The 20,529-nt window shown below is 68.5% G+C and carries 24 protein-coding genes and 3 pseudogenes; 8 read left to right on the forward strand and 19 right to left on the reverse strand.

The window, feature by feature from the left end:
• Nucleotides 1–276: 276 nt before the first annotated feature.
• From ACZ6WN_RS29630 to mqo, 6 genes and pseudogenes are all read right to left on the reverse strand, one after another.
• Entirely contained in the window at nucleotides 277–735 is a 459-nt protein-coding gene (locus tag ACZ6WN_RS29630; RefSeq protein WP_179661798.1) for a chromate resistance protein ChrB domain-containing protein, read from the reverse strand.
• Between the two features lie 21 nt (nucleotides 736–756).
• Entirely contained in the window at nucleotides 757–2,127 is a 1,371-nt protein-coding gene (gene chrA / locus ACZ6WN_RS29635) for a chromate efflux transporter (RefSeq protein WP_179661799.1), read from the reverse strand.
• 72 nt (nucleotides 2,128–2,199) lie between these two features.
• Complete coding sequence (locus ACZ6WN_RS29640; protein ID WP_246322215.1) at nucleotides 2,200–2,556, reverse strand: chromate resistance protein ChrB domain-containing protein; 357 nt, start codon at nucleotides 2,554–2,556, stop codon at nucleotides 2,200–2,202.
• Nucleotides 2,553–3,011 carry a Chromate resistance protein ChrB gene (locus tag ACZ6WN_RS29645; protein ID WP_465869894.1) on the reverse strand — a complete coding sequence of 153 codons (459 nt, stop codon included), beginning with the start codon at nucleotides 3,009–3,011 and terminating at the stop codon, nucleotides 2,553–2,555. The genes ACZ6WN_RS29640 and ACZ6WN_RS29645 overlap by 4 nt, the downstream gene beginning before the upstream one ends.
• Nucleotides 3,012–3,182: 171 nt before the next feature.
• A pseudogene (locus tag ACZ6WN_RS29650) lies at nucleotides 3,183–3,398 on the reverse strand (ATP-binding protein); the annotation flags it as partial.
• A gap of 3 nt (nucleotides 3,399–3,401) precedes the next feature.
• Nucleotides 3,402–4,913 (reverse strand): malate dehydrogenase (quinone), encoded by a 1,512-nt coding sequence (gene mqo, locus ACZ6WN_RS29655; RefSeq protein WP_179661800.1) that lies wholly within the window; start codon nucleotides 4,911–4,913, stop codon nucleotides 3,402–3,404.
• 111 nt (nucleotides 4,914–5,024) lie between these two features.
• Between mqo and ACZ6WN_RS29660 the strand changes: the two genes are divergently transcribed.
• Entirely contained in the window at nucleotides 5,025–5,918 is an 894-nt protein-coding gene (locus tag ACZ6WN_RS29660; protein WP_179661836.1) for a LysR family transcriptional regulator, read from the forward strand.
• A gap of 245 nt (nucleotides 5,919–6,163) precedes the next feature.
• Here the strand turns inward: ACZ6WN_RS29660 and ACZ6WN_RS29665 are convergent.
• From ACZ6WN_RS29665 to ACZ6WN_RS29695, 7 genes and pseudogenes are all read right to left on the reverse strand, one after another.
• Nucleotides 6,164–6,481: pseudogene (locus ACZ6WN_RS29665) on the reverse strand (DUF4158 domain-containing protein); the annotation flags it as partial.
• A 417-nt stretch (nucleotides 6,482–6,898) separates the two neighbouring features.
• Nucleotides 6,899–7,102 carry a hypothetical protein gene (locus tag ACZ6WN_RS29670; RefSeq protein ID WP_465869869.1) on the reverse strand — a complete coding sequence of 68 codons (204 nt, stop codon included), beginning with the start codon at nucleotides 7,100–7,102 and terminating at the stop codon, nucleotides 6,899–6,901.
• Between the two features lie 14 nt (nucleotides 7,103–7,116).
• Complete coding sequence (locus ACZ6WN_RS29675; RefSeq protein WP_179661802.1) at nucleotides 7,117–8,724, reverse strand: hypothetical protein; 1,608 nt, start codon at nucleotides 8,722–8,724, stop codon at nucleotides 7,117–7,119.
• A gap of 16 nt (nucleotides 8,725–8,740) precedes the next feature.
• Nucleotides 8,741–9,127 carry a hypothetical protein gene (locus ACZ6WN_RS29680; RefSeq protein WP_179661803.1) on the reverse strand — a complete coding sequence of 129 codons (387 nt, stop codon included), beginning with the start codon at nucleotides 9,125–9,127 and terminating at the stop codon, nucleotides 8,741–8,743.
• A 127-nt stretch (nucleotides 9,128–9,254) separates the two neighbouring features.
• Complete coding sequence (locus tag ACZ6WN_RS29685; protein ID WP_465869872.1) at nucleotides 9,255–10,034, reverse strand: hypothetical protein; 780 nt, start codon at nucleotides 10,032–10,034, stop codon at nucleotides 9,255–9,257.
• A gap of 106 nt (nucleotides 10,035–10,140) precedes the next feature.
• Entirely contained in the window at nucleotides 10,141–11,904 is a 1,764-nt protein-coding gene (locus tag ACZ6WN_RS29690) for a hypothetical protein (protein ID WP_179661805.1), read from the reverse strand.
• Nucleotides 11,901–12,182 (reverse strand): MobC domain-containing protein, encoded by a 282-nt coding sequence (locus tag ACZ6WN_RS29695; protein ID WP_465869874.1) that lies wholly within the window; start codon nucleotides 12,180–12,182, stop codon nucleotides 11,901–11,903. Before ACZ6WN_RS29695 ends, ACZ6WN_RS29690 begins: the two co-directional genes overlap by 4 nt.
• Before the next feature lie 781 nt (nucleotides 12,183–12,963).
• Between ACZ6WN_RS29695 and ACZ6WN_RS29700 the strand changes: the two genes are divergently transcribed.
• Nucleotides 12,964–13,137, forward strand: a complete 174-nt coding sequence (locus tag ACZ6WN_RS29700; protein WP_179661807.1) for a hypothetical protein — start codon at nucleotides 12,964–12,966, stop codon at nucleotides 13,135–13,137.
• Nucleotides 13,138–13,141: 4 nt separating this feature from the next.
• Here the strand turns inward: ACZ6WN_RS29700 and ACZ6WN_RS29705 are convergent, their stop codons facing one another.
• Entirely contained in the window at nucleotides 13,142–13,459 is a 318-nt protein-coding gene (locus ACZ6WN_RS29705; RefSeq protein WP_179661808.1) for a hypothetical protein, read from the reverse strand.
• A gap of 43 nt (nucleotides 13,460–13,502) precedes the next feature.
• Nucleotides 13,503–14,168, reverse strand: coding sequence for an HAD family hydrolase (locus ACZ6WN_RS29710; RefSeq protein WP_179661809.1), 666 nt, complete (start codon nucleotides 14,166–14,168; stop codon nucleotides 13,503–13,505).
• A gap of 340 nt (nucleotides 14,169–14,508) precedes the next feature.
• Between ACZ6WN_RS29710 and ACZ6WN_RS29715 the strand changes: the two genes are divergently transcribed.
• Entirely contained in the window at nucleotides 14,509–14,634 is a 126-nt protein-coding gene (locus ACZ6WN_RS29715) for a hypothetical protein (protein WP_465869896.1), read from the forward strand.
• 306 nt (nucleotides 14,635–14,940) lie between these two features.
• Here ACZ6WN_RS29715 and ACZ6WN_RS29720 read toward each other — a convergent pair.
• Nucleotides 14,941–15,099 (reverse strand): annotated as a pseudogene (locus ACZ6WN_RS29720) (GntR family transcriptional regulator); the annotation flags it as partial.
• Between the two features lie 170 nt (nucleotides 15,100–15,269).
• Between ACZ6WN_RS29720 and ACZ6WN_RS29725 the strand changes: the two are divergent.
• The 4 genes from ACZ6WN_RS29725 to ACZ6WN_RS29740 all read left to right on the forward strand — a co-directional run bounded on the left by ACZ6WN_RS29725 (nucleotide 15,270) and on the right by ACZ6WN_RS29740 (nucleotide 17,170).
• Nucleotides 15,270–15,545: a hypothetical protein gene (locus ACZ6WN_RS29725; protein WP_179661810.1), complete on the forward strand. Its 276-nt coding sequence runs from the start codon at nucleotides 15,270–15,272 to the stop codon at nucleotides 15,543–15,545.
• Nucleotides 15,542–16,240 carry a TetR/AcrR family transcriptional regulator gene (locus tag ACZ6WN_RS29730; RefSeq protein WP_179661811.1) on the forward strand — a complete coding sequence of 233 codons (699 nt, stop codon included), beginning with the start codon at nucleotides 15,542–15,544 and terminating at the stop codon, nucleotides 16,238–16,240. The genes ACZ6WN_RS29725 and ACZ6WN_RS29730 overlap by 4 nt, the downstream gene beginning before the upstream one ends.
• A gap of 34 nt (nucleotides 16,241–16,274) precedes the next feature.
• A complete protein-coding gene (locus ACZ6WN_RS29735) occupies nucleotides 16,275–16,463 on the forward strand; it encodes a hypothetical protein (RefSeq protein WP_179661812.1) in 189 nt (62 codons plus the stop codon).
• Nucleotides 16,464–16,546: 83 nt separating this feature from the next.
• Entirely contained in the window at nucleotides 16,547–17,170 is a 624-nt protein-coding gene (locus tag ACZ6WN_RS29740) for a hypothetical protein (protein WP_179661813.1), read from the forward strand.
• 260 nt (nucleotides 17,171–17,430) lie between these two features.
• On the opposite strand, the gene ACZ6WN_RS29745 is transcribed toward ACZ6WN_RS29740, so the two are convergent.
• The 3 genes from ACZ6WN_RS29745 to merA form a co-directional block, all read right to left on the reverse strand.
• Nucleotides 17,431–17,700, reverse strand: coding sequence for a hypothetical protein (locus ACZ6WN_RS29745; protein WP_465869878.1), 270 nt, complete (start codon nucleotides 17,698–17,700; stop codon nucleotides 17,431–17,433).
• 72 nt (nucleotides 17,701–17,772) lie between these two features.
• The gene (gene merB, locus ACZ6WN_RS29750; RefSeq protein ID WP_179661815.1) at nucleotides 17,773–18,438 is read right to left on the reverse strand and encodes an organomercurial lyase MerB; all 666 of its coding nucleotides are present in this window, start codon (nucleotides 18,436–18,438) and stop codon (nucleotides 17,773–17,775) included.
• 54 nt (nucleotides 18,439–18,492) lie between these two features.
• Nucleotides 18,493–19,917, reverse strand: coding sequence for a mercury(II) reductase (gene merA, locus ACZ6WN_RS29755; protein WP_179661816.1), 1,425 nt, complete (start codon nucleotides 19,915–19,917; stop codon nucleotides 18,493–18,495).
• 105 nt (nucleotides 19,918–20,022) lie between these two features.
• On the opposite strand from merA, the gene ACZ6WN_RS29760 reads away from it, so the two are divergent.
• On the forward strand, nucleotides 20,023–20,412 hold the full coding sequence (locus tag ACZ6WN_RS29760; protein WP_179661817.1) for a heavy metal-responsive transcriptional regulator: 390 nt from the start codon (nucleotides 20,023–20,025) through the stop codon (nucleotides 20,410–20,412).
• Nucleotides 20,413–20,529 lie beyond the last annotated feature (117 nt).

A 20,529-nucleotide genomic window follows, 5' to 3' on the forward strand; every position in this document is an offset into this window, starting at 1 on the left:
TCGTCGTACCCCGGATGTCCACCGCTGATCAGAGCCCGTTCGTGAAGGCGTAGGTACTGGGTACATCGGGTGTCTGGTCCGCCGGGCGGCGGCCGGCCGAGGGGTCGCTGGGAAGGTCCCAACGGGTGGATGCGGTCAGCGCAGCGGGTGTTGGGGCCGCACCGCCATCAGCGCTGTCTTGTCCGTTATCCGCGTAGGACCCGCAGCCGCTCGTCAGGGCCAGCGCGAGGACGCCGGCGCCGAGGGAACTGAGCCGTCGGTGAGGTGTTGAGCGGGTCATGATTCAGTCTCCGCCCTCAGGCGCTGGCCGCAGTGGGTGTAGAGCGCGTCGTAGATGTAGGACGCGCGCCCCAGGAGCACCTGGTCGTCGGCCTCGACGAAGGGCCCGGCCGCTCCGAGTGCGGCCAGGGCGGCGCCGAACGGGTGGGTGTCGACGTCAGTGCTGACGTCGGCGGCGTGCACGATATGGGCCATCGTCGTCAGTGCCGGGTCGGTCAGGCCATAGGCGTCGATGAGCGTTTCGAAGGTGCACCACTCGCCACCGGCGGGGTTCGGCTGGTGGGTGTATGTCGCGCCGGGGGCGTCGAAGCTGATTGCACCGATCTCCTGTGCCGTGGCAAGGACATCCGCTGCGGGGACGTAGATGATCTCGGCCTCGGGGTCGATGAATCTGCGGATCAGCCACGGGCAGGCGATCCGGTCGGTCTTGGGGCGTTCACGGGTGATCCACTTCATCGAGTTCTCCTAGAAGACGGACTAGAAGACGGACTGGACACCGAAGACGCCAAGCCCGATCAGGGCACACAGGCCGATGGTTCGCATCGACTTCCAGTTGCGAGCGAACATCAGGTAGCAGGCCAGCGCGGTGATCGCGAACGCCACCGGATCCCACGACGACACCACCGGCAGGTCGAAGTGGAGCGGGCCAGCGTCGACGGAGCGAGACCGGTCGAAGAGCGTGTGCAGCGCGAAGTAGACGGCGAGGTTCCCGATCACGCCGACGACGGCGGCCGTGATTCCGGTCAGGGCGCCCGCGATGCTCTTGTTGCCCCGCAGCCGCTCGACGTACGGCGCCCCGAGGATCACGAACAGGAAGCAGGGCACGAACGTCACCCAGGTCACCAGCAGCGAGGCGAGCACCGCGGCGACCCAGGGGTTGAGGTCGCCGGGGTGGCGGTAGGCGCCGACAAAGGCGACGAACTGGACGACCATGATCAGCGGCCCTGGCGTGGTCTCGGCGAGCGCGAGGCCCCGGACCATCTCCCCCGGCGCGAGCCAGTGGTAGACGGAGACGGCCTGCTGGGCGACGTAGGCGAGCACGGCGTACGCGCCGCCGAAGGTGACCACCGCGGCGCCGGAGAAGAACAGCCCCTGGTCGACGAAGACGGGGGTCGAGCGCACGAACAGGGCGAAGAGTGCCACCGGAACGAACCACAGCGTGAGCCCGATCGCCAGAACTGCGAAGGACTTGCGCTTCGAGGGCAACTCGTGGTGCAGGTGGTCGTCGGAGATCAGCGGCGCGGGCCCGTCGTCGGCCGGCCCGTGGCTGCCGCCTTCGGCGAACTCCTTGATGCGTCGGGACAGCAGCCAGCCGAGGAACCCGGATGCGAAGACCACGGCCGGAAAGGGAACGCCGAACAGCGTGAGCGCGATGAAAGACCCGACGGCCAGCGCGATCAGTGCGGGATGGGTCAGGGACCGCTTGCCGACGCGGTGGACGGCCTGGGCGACAATGGCGATGACCGAGGGGGCGACTCCCGCGAAGAGGGCGGTGACGGTCCCGGAGTTACCGAAGGCGACGTAGATCGTCGAGAGCACCAATAGAGCCAGCATGCCAGGCAGGACGAACAGTCCGCCCGCGATCAGCCCCCCGCGGGTGCCGTTGAGCAGCCACCCGACGTAGGTGGCGAGTTGCTGGGCCTCGGGGCCGGGGAGCAGGGTGCAGAAGTTCAGGGCGTGCAGAAACCGCTTCTGGCCGATCCATCGCTTCTCGTCGACCAGGGTGTGCTGCATGACGGCGATCTGGCCGGCAGGTCCGCCAAAGGTCTGCAAGGAGATCCCAAACCAGGCCTTCGTGGCCTCGCCGAGCGGGATGACGTCGTCGGGGCGGGTCTTCAGGAGAGTCAAGGGGTGTCCGTTCCGGTGAGTAGGGACCGTCGGAGGTGGTCGTGGACGGCGTCGAAGATCGGGGCGGTGAGCTCAAGGACTTCGGGGTCGGCATGGGCTATCGAGAGGGCACGGAGGATCAGGTCGAAGCCGGGGGGCTTCGGGGGCGTCGTAGACGTCGTCTTCGATGTCGGCCTCGTGCACGATCGCGGCGATCCGCCACAGCACCGGGTCGGCCAGGTCGTAGCGGCGCAGGATCGTCTCGAACGAGCAGTCGTTGCCGTGATGGCCGAGGTCGATGCCGCGCATGTCGAACGGCGTGGAGTCGTCGGGTACGTCGTCGGGGTCGGTGACGAACACGAATTCGGCGTCAGGGTCGATGTGGCGGCGGATCAGCCAGGCACAGGCGGCCCGGTCGATGTGCACTCCGGCGCGGGTGGCCCATTTCATCGGACCACGTCCTTCCAGTTCTGGTCGGCACTGTCGGAACCGACAAGCGTGGATGCGAGCACTGCGAGCGCCTGGCGGGCCTGCTCGCGTTGGGCGGGTCGGAAGAAGTCGCGCCGGCGGATGCGGTTGTTCTCCGCGCGGAGGCGCCGCAGGATGCGGGCGCGCTCGACGCCGGTCGCGGTGAGTGCACCGGTCGCCTGGTCGATCAGTGCGTCGTATTCCGCGGCGCGCGCTTCGTTCATCGATCGTGCCAGCTCGCGCTCCTGCGCTCTGGTGGTGGGTCGTGCGAGCCAGACCCCGGCAGATCCTCCGGCGCGGATCGCCTCGTCCGCGGCCCACTCGAGTTGCTCTCGGGTGCGGGCGTCGGCGGGCAGCGCGACCAGGCCGTCGGCGAGTTGGGCGACGCCAAGCCGCTTGAGCTTGCGCCACAACGCCAGTCGCGGTGCGGACCCCATTGTAACCACGGTTACATCGGCGTGGAACTGGGGTACCGTGCCAGCGAGCGATCTCGTCGGAGTGCACCGAGGCCGAGGCCCAGCGTCCCGCGGTGCGCTCGGAGTCCCCGGCGCGGGTGTAGCGAGCGAGCATGTCGCTGCTGGTCCACCTGGCGAAGGACCCTTCTCCAAGGCCGCGCTCCCGAGCCCGATGAGCAGGTGGGACTTGCCGGTGCCGGAGTCCCCGATCAGGCAGAGCGGCTGGCCCTTGCGGACCCGCTCGCCGGTAGCGAGGGCGAAGATGATGGCGGGGTTGACGTTGGGGTTTGCCTCGAAGTCGAAGACTGCGATGAACTTCTGCCGCGACCTCGAACCTCGACCTCGAACCTCGACCTCGGGCGTCGACATCGGTCACGGACCCGACCGGACTGGGTTCAGATTGAGGGACTGAGCTGTGCTGTGAAGCGATGACTCGACGGCACGGTCATCCCATCTTGTCCACTGGCCGGGCACGGCCCGGGTCAGCGTGCCCCGCCACTCGGCCACATAGCACTGAGGGAACCATCGTTTGAGCAGGTCCAGCATGATCGGTACGGCAGTGGATGCCCCCGGGGAGGCTCCCACCAGTCCAGCGACGGTGCCGTCTGCGCCCACGACAAGCTCGGTGCCTTGCTGTAGAACGCCGATCCGGTGCTTGTTCGGAGTGACGAGCTGAGCTCGCTGTCCCGCGGGAACGAGGTCCCACTCGCTGGGGTCAACATCTGGGTAGAATCGTCGAAGCTGGTCGAACTTGGTGCGAGGACGAGCGAGAAGTTCCCCGATCAAGTACCCGACCAGCGACAGGTTCTGAACAAGCGCCGCGGCGATCACGTGCAGGTTGTGCCAGCGCAGCGTGCGGAAGACGTCGCTCAAACGGCCGTGCTTGAGCAGTTTCGTGCTGAACGTCGCGTACGGGCCGAACATGAGGTAGCCCTTGCCGTCGACGATGCGCTTGTCCAGATGTGGCACTGACATGGGCGGTGCACCCACTCGGGCCTGGCTGTAGACCTTGCCGTCGTGCTGACCTACGACCGCAGGAGTCTCGGAGCGTAGAAAGGCCGCCCCGACCGGGAGGACCGCGTAGCCTCGAACTTCTGGGACCTTGGCCTTCTGGAGCAGGTTGAGCGCGTATCCCCCAGCACCGATGAAGACCCGTCGGCTTCGCATCGTCCACGGTTTGCCCCCGCGAATGCCGCCGACGAGCCATCGCCCGTCGGCCTCGCGGGTCAATGTGCGTACGTCGTGGCCCATCCTGACTTCTCCGCCGGCTTGATCGATGATCTGCACCATGGCCCGCGTCAACGCACCGAAGTCGACGTCGGTGCCGTCAGCGACGCGAGTGGCCGCGATGCGATCGCCTGGCTCCCTGCCCGCCATCAACAACGGTGCCCAGGCAGCAATGGTCGCCGGATCCTCGCTGAACTCCATGCGCGAGAAGAGCGGATTCTTGGTGAGGGTCTCGAACCGCTGGCGCAGGTAGGTGACATCGTGCTCGCCGAAGACCACGTTCATGTGCGGTGTCGAGTGGATGAATAAGTCCGGGTCGAGCAGTCCAAGGTCTGCGAGGTAGGCCCACCACTCCCGCGTCACCAAGAACTGCTGAGCGATGGTCGTCGGCTTCGTGTCGTCTGTGGCCTCAGGCATGTAGTTCAGCTCGCAGTAGCCGCTGTGGCCGGTCCCAGCGTTGTTCCACGGACCGCTGCTCTCGGTCGCCAGAGCGTCAGCCCTCTCGACCAGGATCACTTTCCAATCAGGTTCAAGCACCGCGAGCATGGAGCCCAGCGTTGCTGACATGATTCCGCCTCCCACAAGCACGATGTCGGCGTCGATGTCGGCGTCGATCGCCTCTTGCCCCGCTGCCGCTCGGTTGAGTTCGTGTGTCATCTGGCGTCCTCCTGGACGTTGCCTGCAACCGTCCTCGTGGACGCGTGTTTCCAGCCTGACTCTCCAACCATCGTTCCGTCCAATGAACTTTTTCCGTCATACAATCCAGTTATGCATCAATGGTCAGAGCGGCTCGCTCCCCACCTGGCAGCCTTGGTCGCGTTGGCCGAATACGACGGCCACATGACCCGAGCAGCCGAAGCGCTCGGTGTCCCTCAGTCGTCGATGAGTCGCCGCGTCCACGCACTGGAGCAGGCACTGCGAGTGCCCCTGCTGATCCACGACGGCAGGATCGTCCGGCTCACCCCCGCAGCCCAGGACCTCGCACGCGCCGCACTTGACCCTCTGCGTCAACTCGACCTGGCTGTCGGGGTCATCACAGGCGAAGCAGACCCCGACCATGGCACCGTCAGCCTCGGCTCTCCCCTCACCATGGGATCAGTACTCATTGCCGACCTGCTCGCCGCTTTCAGGCGACGCCACCCCGGCATCCGAGTGGCGCTGAAACAGGCCCACGGCGCTGAGCTCTCGACCGACCTGCTCGCGGGACGCCTCGACCTGGCGATCGCGATCCCGCCACCCCAGCGCCTTCGACACCAGATCATCGGAACACAGCAGATCTATGCGGTACTCCCAGTCGAACACCGCTTCGCCGATCGCACCAGCGTCCAGATCCACGATCTGAAAGACGAGGTCTTCATCGCCAACCCGGCTAGCTACAACCTTCGCCAACTCACCGAAGCATGGTGCCAAGAGGCAGGATTCGTCCCCACCATCACCCTCGAAGTCACCGAGTTCACCACCGTACGAGCACTCATCAGCCGCGGCCTCGGCATCGGCCTGCTTCCCCGCGACGAACAGCTCCCCGAAGGCGCCGTAGAGCGCCCATTAGCCGGGAACCGGTACCAACGAGACATCGCTCTCGCTTGGGGCGCGACGGTCGAAACCCCCGTCACACGGCAGCTCTCGACCTTCCTGCTGAACGAGTTCACGCCGCGCCGCTGAGCCAGCCCGGCACGATAACCGTTCCGGAGCAGACGATGACTTCGAACTCGTCCCAGCCACCGATCAACCTCCCTGGTCACGAGTACGTACGCACCTAGCGCCGGGCGTAGCACCACAGTCGCCCGCGAACGGTGGCACCAGCAGCGCCTCGAGCAGTGCTCCTCACGCAGTTCGACCGGGCATACCTCGGCGGCCAGCCAGTCGGCAAGCGTGTCCTCGTCGCCCTCGCTGAACTCGCGGAACCCGAACGCACCACGGATCTGGACCCGATGGCGCTTGAACGCCCGACCCTGCCAGTCGTAGTCAGCGAGCAGGTCGGGCTCAACCGCCAGCTGCTGCGCGACGTACGCCACGGCCGGAGGCGGCAGCTCCTCAGCCGAACGCGGAAACGTGCCTCTAACTCGAAGAACTTCAGCAGCAGGGCGAACCCGAGCCGTGTCGCCCCGGACTTGTTGCCGACAAGGAGCCAGTCCTCGTCGACCAAGGTCCACGAACCAGCCAGATCCTCGGCCGACCACTCGGTGCGCACAACGACGAACCGTAGGCACATCTGACGACGACACGCCAGAACCTGCGACCGCTACTTGTCACTCGGCGACAGCTTCGGGAGTACCGGGCTTTGAGGGGCACTCGGGGAGCAGCGGGCCGCGTGGCGAAGCCCTCGTGCTCGGTGGCCCGAGCTACGTGCTCCCCGAGGAGCTTGGGTGGGTCTTGAGTTGTCTGGGGTTGCGGGTGAGGCGGGGCTTCCGCCCCACCCGCAGTCGGCCTTCCCCGAGCCACGTGACCTGTTCCAGGCCGCATAGGTACGGCCGGTGGCAAGGCCAGCGCAGCTGGGCATCGCTTCCCTTGCCGCCGGCCCGGCGCGGCCTAAGGTCGATGAGCGGCCCGGGGACGGCCGACTGCGGGGGAGGAGCCGCAGCGTCGTGCGCTCCCACAGTTACTAGGCCGAGCCCGTTCCTCGGCTCGCATCTGCGGAGTCGTCAGTCAGTAGCCCACGGGAGCTGCAGGACGGCGACGCCGATCCACACGGTGGCCGCCCCGATGCTCGCGAGCACCGTCGCCGAGGGCAGCAGCAGCCGAGGATGCCCGAACTCGTGCCCCGCCCATTCCTGGGCGTACGTCATCCACCAAAGGAGCCCCGCACCAACGGTGCACACCATCGCGCAGATCACGAGCACGCTCATTGCCAGGGTCATCATCATTGATCGCGCTCCGATTCCTTGTCGGAATTGCGCCGCCGCCGGCCGCTGCGGGTCCGGTCGGCAGCGTTGCGGTCGTAGGCAGCGACCTGGTCCGGGGTGAGGGCGTCGTGGAGCTGGTCGCTGACCTTCACAGCGTAGGACTCCGCGGCGAGGCCGCCCGGGATCCCGGAGGCCGTCCCCGGCGACGGTGTCGTATCGAGGGTTGCGCGTAGGCCGTCCCGTGCAGTCCGACCTGGTGGCCGTGGAGCGTCTTCCCACTGTCGGGCCCTGGCCGCCTCGACGACCGAGGGGGGTCGCGGGATCTCGGTGAGCGCACGAGCGGCGCCGGCCGCCTGGCCGCGTCCGCGGCTCGAGGCGAGGGGGAAACCGCCGCGGCCTTGGAGCTGGGTGTCAGGGCGGTCGACCTCCTGGTTGGCGCGACGGCCGACCTGATGGCCAACCTCGTGGGCGGCCGCGATCAGGGCGCGCTGCTCGGCTGCAGCCAGGGTGATGTCGCTGGAGGTGGCCTTGGCTACGACAGCCAGGCCACGTACGATCTCGCTTTGCTGGGCGACGACGTCGCGGCTCGCCGCAGCGGCAGCCTTGGGGTCGGTGTCGACCATGGTCCGCATCGCGTTGTACAGCTTGCCGAGTGAGTCACGGTGGTTGTCGAACTGGTAACCCTCCCCGGCTGGCCCGGCCAGTCGCTCGACGTGTTCGAGGGCCTCGATCCATGAGGCGGCCAAGGGCCGCAGAAGGCGTACCCCCATCTGGGGCTCCTGGTCGGCCGCGGCCGAGCTCAGTCTGATCGGGGCTACGAGCCGGCTCAGCTGCTGCATCGCCGGCGCGATGTCGTGGACGCCGCGCACCAGCCGGACCTTTGGCCCTGCTGGTCCAGTCGGAAGGGAGTCGTCGACGGACTCGAAGGGCTGGGCGCGCAGGGTGTCGGCGGCCTCGCTGGTGGTCTGCCAGCGTGCGACCCGCACGGTGTGCCCTGCGATGAGGCGCGCCGTGAGGGCGTCCTGACGGGCGGCGCCCGGGCTGTGGGGATCGGTGGCCTGGAGGCCAGATCGGCGCAGCCCCTCATCGAGCACGACGACGGCCTCGGCAGCGGTGGCCGTGTCGGCCAGGACTGGCCACAGCGTTGCCGGCTGGTAGAACCAGTCCTGCTCACCGGTGGTGAGGACGTGGTTCGCGGCCGCGAGCTCGATGGCGGCCTGCCTCCACAGCTCCAGCTCTTCGTCGACACGGGCGCTCTCGCCTGGCGAGCTCTGCTCGCCGGCGGCCGGTCTCAGGACGTCGAGCGGGCTCTGCCGCTCTTCTCGGGGCAGCCGGCCGCGTTCCTCGATCACGCCCATGAGCAGCGGCAGGGTCTCATGGCCCAGATTGGAGACTTTCACCCTTGCTGCTGTCGTGGGTTGCGTGCCAGGAGTCGCCCAGAGCCGGATGCGGTCCGAGAGCGCGTCGAGGACGGCTTCTCTGCGCTGCAGCAGCAGTCGCCGCTGGGCGTCGGTGCCGAAGTCGTGGCTATCTCTCCCTGAGTGGCGACGTGCGCTCATGTGGCTGAGCAGCTCGTGGAGCGCCGCGGCCGCGGCCTCCTGGTGCTCTCCGTAGGTCCCGAGCATGCGACGAAGATCCTGCCTAGGCGCTCACGCCGGCGGCGGGGTGGTCACCGAAGACGGCGCGAGCCTCCTCCGCGAGGACCAGTGCGCGAAGCGCCCGCAACCGATGTGGCAGGTCGAGCGCGTCGAGCCCGACCGTCCGCAGGTGGTCGACCAGCTGGTCGAGCAGTTCGCCGGCCTCCTCACGGGTGGTCGGCTCGTCGATGGCGATCTCGCGGGCGGGAGGCGCGGCGCCGAAGTCGTCGAGCTCACCCCAGGCCTGCCCCAGCAGGGTCTGGGCCCTCAGCCCGATCAGCTCCAGTGGCAGAGCGGCGAGGATCGCATCAGCCGACGTCCGGGCGGCGCTGGTCGCGAGATGGGCTTGGAGATCGGCCTCGAGGTCGGGCTCGTTGCTGGGAGCGTTCATGTGCACCATCGTGCGCTGTTCTCCCCGCTGGATCGAGGCCAATCTTCGAACCTGTGGATAACTCAGTCGCGAACGATGCCTGTGGACAGTAACTGGCCCGTCTCGGTCACGGCGGATTCAGCGTTCGTCAGCGGGTACGTGCCTGCCCGCGCTGCTGGTCCCGGTTCTTCTGATGGATCAGGTTCTTCTTCGAGGTCTGGCGCCCGCCGGATGCCTGCCACGCCGACAGCTGGCGCTCGACCGGCTGCGGGTGTGACTCATCGGCCAGCCGTGAGGCATGAGCTGGCTCGCCCGCGCCCTCGGCGGCCGGCTCGGCGTGCTCGGCCTCGGCCGGGCTCTGGACCGACTCCTCGGCCTGCTCCCGCTCGTCGACCGCGGCCGCCCGGGCCTCCTCGGCGAGCTCCTGGTGCCGCTCCTGCTCATCCGTGCTCGCCTCAGGATCGGTTGAGCGTGCCTCTTCGTCCCGGGCACGCTCCTCGTGGGTCTCCGCGTCCTCGCGGTGAGCAGCGCGCTCGCCGAGATCCTCGGCGTAGCCGGCCTCGAGCGCAGCCTTGTTGGCCTCGCTGATCCGGCTGGTGTCCGGCACGTCGATGCCCCGGGCGCGCAGCTGCTCCTCGATCTGGGCGGCCGCCTGCGCGGCCCGTGGGTCCAGCTCGCGGTGAGCGACTGCGGATGCGTACCCGTCGATCCAGTCGGGGCCCGCCTTGGCGGCCGCCGCCCACGCGCCGGCGGCGAGCTCCGCCTCGGCCTGGAGCTGACGGCGGACCTGCTCGGTGCGGGTCTCGGACTCGGCCTGGGCCGTGGCCAGTGCGCGAGCTCGGCGGATCGCGATCTGCTCGGCCGCGGCGAGCGCGACCTGCAGCGCGGCGGCTGTCTTGCCGCCCATCTCCCTGGTGACCTCTTCCATGGATCTTTCCCCCTGAATCGTGTTGGTCGGGTGATCTCTACTGCTCTATGCGGCTCTCTATGCCGCAGTTGCTCCGGGTGGCTGGCGGCATCGTGAAACGACCCCGCTATCGCTCGTGACCGCGTTCGCCGTCGCGCTGTCGCTGGCCTGGGCGCGGTGGCGTCTTCGGGACGCCCGTACCCGTGTTCCCTCGCGCGGCCTGCTCCTTCTGCCAGGCGAGCTGCTCCGCGATCGTCGGCGGCCGCTGCGGCGCCGAGCCGCTCTGCGTGTTCGCCTGTTCGGCCGGTCGTTGCGCCTCGGCCACCGCAACCAGGCCGCGGGACTCGCCGTCGCGGTAGGCAGACAGGAGCTGGTCGGCGGCCGCTTGGGCGCGTCGGGCGTGCTGCAGTCGACCCGCCTGCTCGTGCGCCGCCTGGATGGCCATCGCGGTGCGCCCCAGCTGGGCGATCAAGATGAACACCGCGGCGTAGCCACCCCGCGACGCCAGGTAGGCACCACCGATGGCTCGTGCCGCGGTGGCGAAGGGCGCCGGCCCAATCAGGGACTGCTTCAGCGCGGGCTGCCCGGCACCCATCTGGTGCTGCGCCGAGGCCGCGAGCGACCGGCTGGCCCGGTGCAGCGGACCCCGCCCATCCGGCTCGAGCCGGTCCGCGAGCACCGAGAGAGTGCCGGCTGCATCCGACGCGATCCGTGACCACGTCGCGGCGTCGCCGGCGGGTACCTGCTCGAGGTTCTTGCGAGTGCCGGCGATCACCTTGGCGCTCGAGCGCCACAGCTCAGCCTCCACCGCCTCATCCGGGGTGGCTGCTTCCGCGTCACGGCCGAGCGACTTCGTCGACCGGGCAGGCGCACCCGCCTCGGAGGCATCCTGAGCGCTTCGCCAGGCGGCCGCGTTCTCCGCGGCCTGGTCCTCGGTGGGCTGTTCCCACCGCTTCCGCAGCTGCACCAGGGACAGGTCTTTGGCGACGTTGCGACCAGAGATCCGCACCAGGGTGCCGTCGGTCTCGGCCGGGCCCAGCGCCACCGAGTAGCCCTTGGCCTCGGTCCTGGCCCCGCGACCCCAGTTCGGGAAGACCAGCACGCCCGCGTCACCAAGGGCCTCGACGAACTCAGCCTCGTTCGTGGCTTGGGCCCCCGCCGAGCGCAGCAGGCTTTCGAGGCGCTCACGGGTCGGCGCGTACGACGCTGCCGACCGGGCCGCGGGGATCTCGATCCCGGGCTCGCGTGGCTCAGCCTGACCTCGGGTGGCCGTCTCCTCGGCCGCGCGCCCGGCTCGCTCGTACTCACCGCGCGACAGCCCGCGGGTGCCCGCCCCGCGGCCCGTGCGGTACAGGTCGAACTCGTCCTCGAACCGCTCGGCGATCGCGCGCAGTCGCTTCCCGGGACCGACACCCTTCGAGGTCCACAGCTCACCCTCGTTGACCCGGGTGCCGTCCTCCCGGGTCAACGTCAGCATCAGGTGCACGTGGTTGTCCGAGTGCCGAACCAGCGCCCACGGCACCCCCGCCTTGTCGGGGGTCTCGGCCAGGCCGAGCTCGGCCAGCGAGGCACGGGCGACCTTGTGCCACTCCTCATCGGAGAGCAGCCGGTCGGAGCCTCGCTCACCCTCCACGCCCTTGTCGACGGCCATCACCAGGTGCATCACGTCGCCCTTGTTGCGACGGTGGCCTGCCAGCCGACGAGGTGCGTCGAGCTCCTGGCCGAGCTGGTAGAGCTCGGCCTTCGACAGCTGCTCACCGGTCTTCCAGGACTCATCCCAAGCAGCCACGAGGTGCGAGTTCTCGTGGGCGTGGGTGAAGCCCTTCTCGTCGAACGCGTAGTAGACGAGGCCCTGGATCCGCGACCCTCGCGGGGCCTCCTTGATGATCACTCGCCGGCCCTCTCGGGGGCGGCCGCCGGCGACTCCTCGACGGGGTCGGTGTGCTCGTCCTTCGGGCGTCGCGGGTCGAGCAGATTCGCCACCTGAACGGCTCGACGGATCAGCTGCAGGGTCTCGGCCAGGACCTGCTCGGTCTCCGCGTGCAGGTGTCGCTCGCTGTGGGTGTAGTGGGTCAGCTGGTTCAGGTTGCGGGCGACACCACGGGCCTGACGGACTACTGCCAGCAGCTCTGCCGCGGCCGCGTTCCGCCACTCCAGTGACACTGCCATCGACACGCCCCTGCCACCTGACACCGCACCCGCGCCGCCGGCGCGGGGTGCCATGTCAGGGGCCTCCTCTGCCATCCCGACAACCGCCAGGTACGACGCCGCTGTCAGGCCGGCCGCGTCGGCGCGCCGACCGATCTCGCCAGCCTCTGCCTCGGTCAGACGGACCAAGACTTGGACCGGGCGGCCGCCCGGGACGCGCTCACGACGATGCATCGGCGGCCTCCTTCCTGACGTCTCTCAGGCCTAGCGCAGCGTTGAATCCTGAGACCCATGGTCTCAGGCCGCGGCGACAGCCGCAAGGATCAGATATCTGTTCCTCTACTTGCTCACGGAGTGCCTTGAGACGCGCAGCGTTCGGTTCGCCGCAGAGCTGGTTCGCGACGGACTGCCGGCACCCTTCGGGCGCCGACAACGATGGCCCGCTCCGCGGGCCGCCCTTGCGGGCGCGGGAACGGGGGAGGGCTGCCCCCGGCGAGACATCATCCGGACCCGACAGACTGCGTCAAGGGCTGCGCCCCGCGACCCCGAAACTTCTGACACGCGCTCGCTCGCGCTCGCTTATTTCGCGTCAGAACTTTCGTGCCCGCGCCCTTCGGGTTGACGCACTCCGCCGCGCCCTGGTCCTAGCCGGTATCGGGGGCAGCGGGGAGGTGTGCGACAGCTCCGAGATGGCAGAGGTCCGTCACCGACAGGTGGCAGACGATCGGCCCCGAAACGGAGCCGAGGGAAGACCCGAGATCCGGGTCGGACCGAGCCATCGAACCGACACCCCGGAGGAACCATGACCGTCCTGCTGTTCGCTCTGACCGCCATCGGAGTCGGCGGACTCCTGCTCATCGAGAGCACCCCGAACCAGCGCAGCTACGACTGGGGCTGGCTCATCCTGATCATCGGGATCGGCGGATTCGGGCTCTGGTTCCTGGATGGGCTCGTCGGGGTGTCACTGACCATCTAGCCGGTCAGTAAGGACGCTCTTGATGCGCCGATCGCCGGCGCTCCTCGATCGCTTCGGCCAGGTCGCGATGGGCCTGCTCGCGTCCGAACTTCTCGAGCTTCTGCAGGCGCACGTACGCGGCCGTGACTCCGTCGCGGTAGCCGCGCTGCTCCGGCGAGCCGGGCGTCAGGCCGGCGTCGTACCTGAGGACGTCTGGGCCGCTGATGGTGCCCAGGTGCTTCATGCCGAGGTCGTACGCCGTCCGATACGCGTCAGTCGCCGTGGAGTGCGGCGGGTACGGCGTCGGCGGGTAGCGGCGTTCGCGGTGGTGCGGGTATGGCAAGGGGTCGCCTCCAGTAGTTGGATCGACCCCTAGGCGACCGAGTCTACGCTTCGAGGCCTCGGGGATCACCGAGGCTTGTCACGGCCGCCGCGCCGGCGCGCGTGAGCTCGCTGCGGAGGTGCTCGTCTTTGGCGAACGCCAGGACGCCGACGCCGGCGGCCGCGCCGGCCCGTACGTCGCTGGTGGTGTCGCCGAGGAACAGCGCCTCGCCAGGGTCGACCCGGAGCGAGCGCAGCGCTTGCTGCACCAGGAACGGATCCGGCTTCAGCCGGCCGACATCGTCGGGGCGACGACACGAGAGCACGGCGACGTGTCGGGTCCAGCCGTGGCGCTCGAGGAAGGCGATGACCGCCTGGTCGGAGTTGTTGCTCACGACCGCGGCCGGCATGCGTCGGCGGCTGATGAGCTCGAAGAGGTTCGTGGCGTGGACGCTCGGGGCACAGGTGCGAGCCGCGGCGACCTCGGCCCGGGTGCAGGCCTCTTCGACCTCAGCGACCTGCTCGGGATGGTGCTCGAGGACGTGCCGCAGGACTGCCAGGTGGTCGGTGGTCGTGGCGATCGCCGGCGGAAGGTCCAGCTGGCCGATGACTTCGCGAGCCGCGTCCGCGGCGCGCGCGTTGACCGGCGTCGGCATCAGCCGAGCAAGGGGCCCGTCGAAGTCGAGCAGGAGCGCCTCGGCGTCGGCGAGGAGCTTGGCCGCGGTGGTCACTGGTGCGCGGCAGATGGCGCGCCTGTCTCCCGAACTCGGCGAGCTCCTTCGCCGTGCGCACGATCCTCAGGTCGTCGGTGTCGTAGTGACCTCTGTTCCTCGGTCGCGACCGTGGTCCAGATGCTGTCGAACCAGCGCCGAGTCTGGTCGACGAACTGCGTATCGGCGGCCTCTGGGTCGCCGTCATCAGTGTGCTGGAACATCGCGGCATCCTTGCCCATCGGGTCGAGGATGGCAACGGTCTCACCGTCGATGCGTACGTCGTGAGCGACCACGGGGTAGAAGCCGAAGAAGACGTCGGTGCCGTTGATGATGAACGCCTTGACAAGGGTGCCGTGCCATGGAGGCGGGTCTCGATGCTCGCCTCGGGGATGAGCTCGAGGTCGGCGAGCTCCAGGACGCTCTCGTGCAGCGCGCCGGCGTAGCGAGCGCTGATGTCGGCCATCCGGGCACGGACCGCGGCTGAGTCCTCGGGCCGGTTGTTGGCGAGCACGGGAAGCGACAGCGGCCGGCTCATGTCCGAGAGCAGCAGCCGGATCTGCAGCGACTTCGGCGTCAGCCGGCCGGCGCGGACCTTGTCCAGCGGTTCGGCGAGCACGCCGTACAACGTCTCCGACGTGTAGCCCACGAAGTCGATGGTGACGTGCTCGGCCTCGAAGGCCGCCTCGATGTGCGGCCGCAGGCCGACGGGTCGCTCGGTACGTACGCGAGCGAACACGCCGCTGCCCTGGCGCGAGACGGTGAGGCCCTCGTCCTTCAAGACTCGCAGCGCCTGCTGGATGGTCATCCGAGCAACGCCGTAGGTCTGGCTCAGCTCGTGCTGGCTCGGCAGCTTCTCGCCCGGCCCGATCTTGCGGGTCAGGATCGCGGCGCGCAGCGCCGAGGCGATCTGCTGATACGGCGGTCGAGGGTCGTCGGGGTCAAGGCTCACCGCACCAGCGTAACAACTTGCCTAGGTTGAATAGACCAATCGTTATTGACTTGGCTAGCCAGGCTAGGCAAGATGAAGTAAGGACAACCGGATAGCCCGAGTTCGAGGTGTAGACCCATGAGAGTTCTGAGCACCAACCAGCGCACTTCTGATGTCACGGCGGCCAGCTGATGTGGGCCGCAGACGCCGGCGCGGCACTCCGCGCGCGCCGCCAGGAGCAGACGGAGTCGGCGAGGCGAGCGCGGGCTGCGCTTGCGCTCACGCTGGCGAACCAGCTCGATCGTGGCGCCGCTCCCGAGGAGCTGGTCCTCGACGAGTATCGGACCGTCACCCGCGAGCACCGCGAGGTGGCCAGCAAGAGCCACGACTACAGCGTGGCTTCCGATGGTCACGAGGATGAGCGCGACGGTGTCGTCGACCTGGCGCTGCAGGGAGGTGCCCGATGACGCCGCGGCGTGGTCGACCTGGTCGGCCGCGACACATCGCGTACGGCGGCGACGCACCGCCCCGGGAGCAGATCCTCCACGCTGCAGCGCGGCTGTTTGTCGGGCGTGGCTTCGCGGCCACCTCGACGCGCGAGATCGCGGACGCTGTCGGGATCCGGCAGGCCTCGCTCTACTACCACTTCGCGAACAAGGACGAGATCCTCGCCGAGCTGCTGGAGCGGTCGGTGCGACCTACGGTCGACAAGATCGACAAGATCGAGCAGCTGGTCCCACCCGAGACCCACGAGACGGCGCTCTACCTCCTCGCCCTGGTCGACGTACGCACCCTGGCCACCGCGCCCAACAACATCGGCGTGCTCTCCCGCCTCCCCGACGTCACCAGCAGCGCGGCCTTCGAGCAGTTCCGCAACGACCGGTCCGAACTCGTCGATGCCTACGGTCGCCTTGGCGCCTCGATCGCGCGAGCCACGATCGTCGACCTCGTCGGTCGACGCAGCCTGGGCGAGATGCTCGTCCAGGTCGTCGACACCGTAATCAACGTGCGTTGCGCTGGCGAGCCCGCCGGCCCCCGGATGGCCGAGGCGGTGGCGACCACCTGCCTTCGGATGTGCGGCAGCGACGACCAGCAGATCATGGCCGCCTCGTCGGCCGCGACGCAGTTGCTCGAGGCCTTCCATGACGAGCCGCTGCACTGAGCGGGCCGGGACCGAACAGACGTACGATCTACTCGTGGCTTCCGAATCCGACCTGGTGACGCTCTACGCCAAGGCACGACCTAAGCCCGTCGACGGCGTCGACGACGGCCAGCGCCAGGAGATCACCGTTACCCGCGCGACCTACGCCGAAGCGCGCGAGGCCGTGGACGCCCGGGTCCCCGAAGGCTGGCAACTGCTCGGGCTCAGCACCTGGCCCTGCTAGAGCCGGGGTGCAAACGGACGTACAGCGTGAGACGATTTTCGCGAGTCGCACTCGGGTACGTCCGCATCCTTGGGGGATCGATCTTGGAACCGTTTGAGAACGTCGAGCAGCTGCACAGCGAAGTCGTCGAGATGATCGACGTCGTCACGAAGCTCCGGCAGGACGTGGAAGACCTGGTCGCGTTCCTGACCCACCTCGCCGACCAGCTCGACGGACTGTCGCCGGCGATGGATGTCGCCGTTGGCGAGTTGCGAGCTGCGATCCATCTCGCGCCCAGCGATGAGTTCGTGCCCGCGGCCCAGGCCGCGATCGCCTCGGTCCAAGCGGTGACACCGACGATCGTCACTCCTCTTGCCAAGCGCCGTGCGCGGCTGCGGAAGCTCGCCGCGCTCCATATCCGCGGCAGCCGCTGCACCTGCTGCGGAGAGATGCGAGTGGACTTGCTCCACCTCGTCGACCCCTACGACGACTGCAAGCTGGTGCCCTACCGCGAGGTTATCGAGGACGGTGATGACATCGTCTTGGTCCGCTGCAAGACGTGCATCTCCCTCGGCCGCGGCACCCTGGACTGCCCGTGCCAGACGATGAAGACGGTCTACGAAGAGCGACCTAACATCGAGGACGCGACGAGGCGCATCATCTCGGCACCCGACGGGTTCTACGGGAAGCAGCTCGCGCGGCAGCGGCGAGCGGCACACGGAGCATGACGGCCCGGAACTCCCGAACGTGTCCCCAGGGGCAAAGTACGGGGTCGAGAAGGATCGGACCAGGATTGAAACGCTAACTGAGGCTGGCCGGGCCTCTGGTCAGCAGCAGCGCCCTCCCTGCTGCGGGCCGGGCGCAGGCCCTTCGGTGCCTGCCTGTGGCGCCGTGAGTGGTCCGCAGGGCGTTCTCGGCGGCGGTGGCGGCTTCGCAGCTGCCAGGGCCGCGGCCATTGGGAGGGCCGTGCGGCGGATCTGGGTGACCTTCATCGGTTCTGGTCGTCCTTCGTGTCGGCGTCGTCGTTCCGGGTCGGCAGGGTGGGCGGAGCGGGCGGGCAGCAGTCGTGGTCGTCGGAGCGGCGGTGTCGTTTGGCGCTCGTGATCACGACGAGGACCAGCACCGCAATCCCGACGCCGACCACCCACGGGTTGCGGATGAAGCCGCCGAGGCCCGCGATGGCGCCACCGGCGATCAGGAGGGGCAAGAGCGCGCAGCAGGCGATCATAAGGATCGCGGCGCCCACACCCAGGAGCACGCCGCCGCCTCCAGACCGGTGGCCACGGTTGTCTTTCATCGGTGTTTCGGTCCTGTCCAATGGCGATTGGTGTCAGCAGTCGCAGGCGGGGGAGCCGGTGTTGTTGACGGACTCGGCCTGAGCTCGGTCATGGAAGCTCGCGTTGAGAGCGATGCCGATCTGGTATGCCTCAGCGACGGAGACGATCTCGGCGCCCGGGTGGCCAGCCAGCCAGTCGGCGGCGTCCTCAGGAGAGGTGAAGTAATGCACCTGGTTGCAGAACATGGAGCGGATCGAGGTGATCTGGCGGGGGTTGACCAGGGACACCACCGCGGTTGCTGGCTCGACCACGGTGGTGCCGGCGGTCGGGTCGATGGTGACTCGGATCGTCTCGCCGCTGACGGGCGAAACCGACTCGACGCGAGCCGGTCGCCCGATGAGGGCGGGGAAGATCAGGGTGTCCAGGGCACACCAGGTGTAGAGCTCCTCACCGGCCACGGTGAACCGGTGGCGGGTCGGGCGCAGGGTGAGGCCCTGACCGACGATGTGGCCCTGGTCGTCGTACTCGGTGTCCGGCACGGCGCCCAGGCCACTGCGTACGTCGCCAACGGTTCGGCCCGATGCGGTGGCGAGCTGCTCGACGGTGACGGGGTTGCCGTCGACGAGCAGCCGCAGCAGCGGGATCAACAGGCCGGCGTCGAGGCCGGTTTCCTCGGTATTGGCCAGCCGGTCAGTCAGGTCGATGCTGAGGTTCGACATTGCAATTCCTTCACTTCTCGTAAGTGGGTGGCGTGGGCTGTCTGGTGCGCGGGGTCAGGCGCAGCAGGACAGCTTCGAGACGTCGGTGGTGAAGGCCTTGGCGACGATCCGGATGCCTTCGGCCATGGTCAGGTACGGGGCCCACGAGTCGGCGACCTCTGTGATGGTCTTACCGAGCACGTGGACGCCGGCCGCAGCGAGCTCGCCGCCGTCCTTAGCGACCGCGGTGAGGCCGAGGATCTCGCCGGTATCGGCGTTGGCGACCATCTTGATGAACCCACGAGTGTCGCGATTGACCAGCGCCCGGGGCACGTAGCCCAGCGGCAGGACCCGGCAGTCGCAGCGGATCCCGGCCCCGAGCACCTGGGCCTCGGTCATCCCGACTGCGCCGATCGCGGGGCTGGTGAACGTCACCCGCGGTAGGCGGGTGTAGTCCACCGACCGTTCGGCGCTGGCGAAAGCGTTTTCGGCCACCATCGTGCCGTGGTAGGCCGCGACGTAGACGAACTCGGGGTGCCCGGTGACATCTCCGGCAGCCCAGATCCGCGGGTTGGAGGACTGCAACTGGTCGGTGACCACGATCTCCCCTGACTCGCCGGTCTTCAGCTCCACCGCCTCGAGGTTGAGCCCGTCGGTGACCGGACGGCGGCCCAGCGCCACCAGAACCTGGTCGGCGCTGAACTCCTGCACGCCCCCGGACACGGTCGCGGTCACGACTACCTGGCCGGTCGAGTCATCGCGTGTGACCTTCGTTGGCTGGGCCCGGCGCACAACCCGGATCCCCTCGTCAGCGAAGACCTCGGCCAGTGCCTTGGAGACCTCCGGTTCCTCCTTCGATGCCAGCCGGGACCGCACCAGGAGAGTCACCTTCGACCCCAGACGGGCGAACAGCTGGGCCTGCTCGAGGGCCACGTACCCGCCGCCGAGTACCAGCAGCGACTCCGGCACCTCGGTCAGCTCCATCGCCGTGGTGGAGGTCAGGTAGCCGACCTCCTCCAGATCCTCTATCGGCGGGGTCCACGGCTTCGCGCCGGTGGCGACCAGGTAGTGGGCGGCCTCGATGACCTCGACGCTGCCGTCGGCTGCGGTGACCTGAAGCAGCGGCGCCTCCGGGGTCCCAGTGAACGAGGCTTCGCCCTGCGCGACGCGCCACCCGTAAGCGTCGGCGACGTCGACGTACTTCTCATCGCGCAGCGCCTCGACCAGGTCCTGCTTGCCGCCGATCAGCGCCGGCATGTCTACCGCGGAGGCGGTGGCAGCGATGCCCGGGAACCGGGTACCCGCGTCCGTTGCGACGTGGCGTGCTTCGGCGGCAGCGATCAGGGCCTTCGACGGCACGCACCCGGTGTTCACACACGTGCCGCCGAACGTGCCGCGCTCGACCATCACCACCGACTTGCCCAGCCCGCTCGCGCGGATCGCTGCGGCGAACGCTGCGCCACCTGACCCGATCACTGCAAGGTCGTACGTCGGACTCATCGCGATACCTCTCCGGTTGGTTGGGAAATTCATCTGATGCGGCAATACTGGACCTTCCAGTACAGGGGAAGGTCAAGAGCGACCTGCGACACATGGGAGAACGGGATGCGGATCGGGGAGCTCGCCGAGAAGACCGGCACCACCACCAAGACCCTTCGGTTCTACGAAGACCAGAGCCTGCTGCCGCCGACCGAACGCACCCCGACCGGCTACCGCGACTACACGTCCGGGGCCGTTGCCCGTATCGACTTCATCCACCGCGGCCAGGCGGCCGGGCTCACACTGGCCCAGATCCGGCAGATCCTCGACATCCGCGACCACGGCCAGGCCCCCTGCGGCCACGTCCGTGACCTGCTCGACGCACGCCTTGCAGACATCGAAAAACAGATCGCCCAGCTGACCGCGCTGCACGACAACCTCGCCACCCTTCGCGACGAAGCCTCAGACCCCGAGCCCGACACCTGCACCGCCGACCAGGTCTGCCGCTACCTGTAGGCCCGGAGCTCCACGGCTGGCGGCGAACGACTGGGCCTCAGATCGACGCAGAAGATCGACGCTGAGTGAATTTCGAGGCGACCAGGGTCGTCCCGAAATGCTTGTCAGTTCGCTGGG

The sequence above is a fragment of the Nocardioides sp. NPDC054178 genome, from assembly GCF_055585005.1.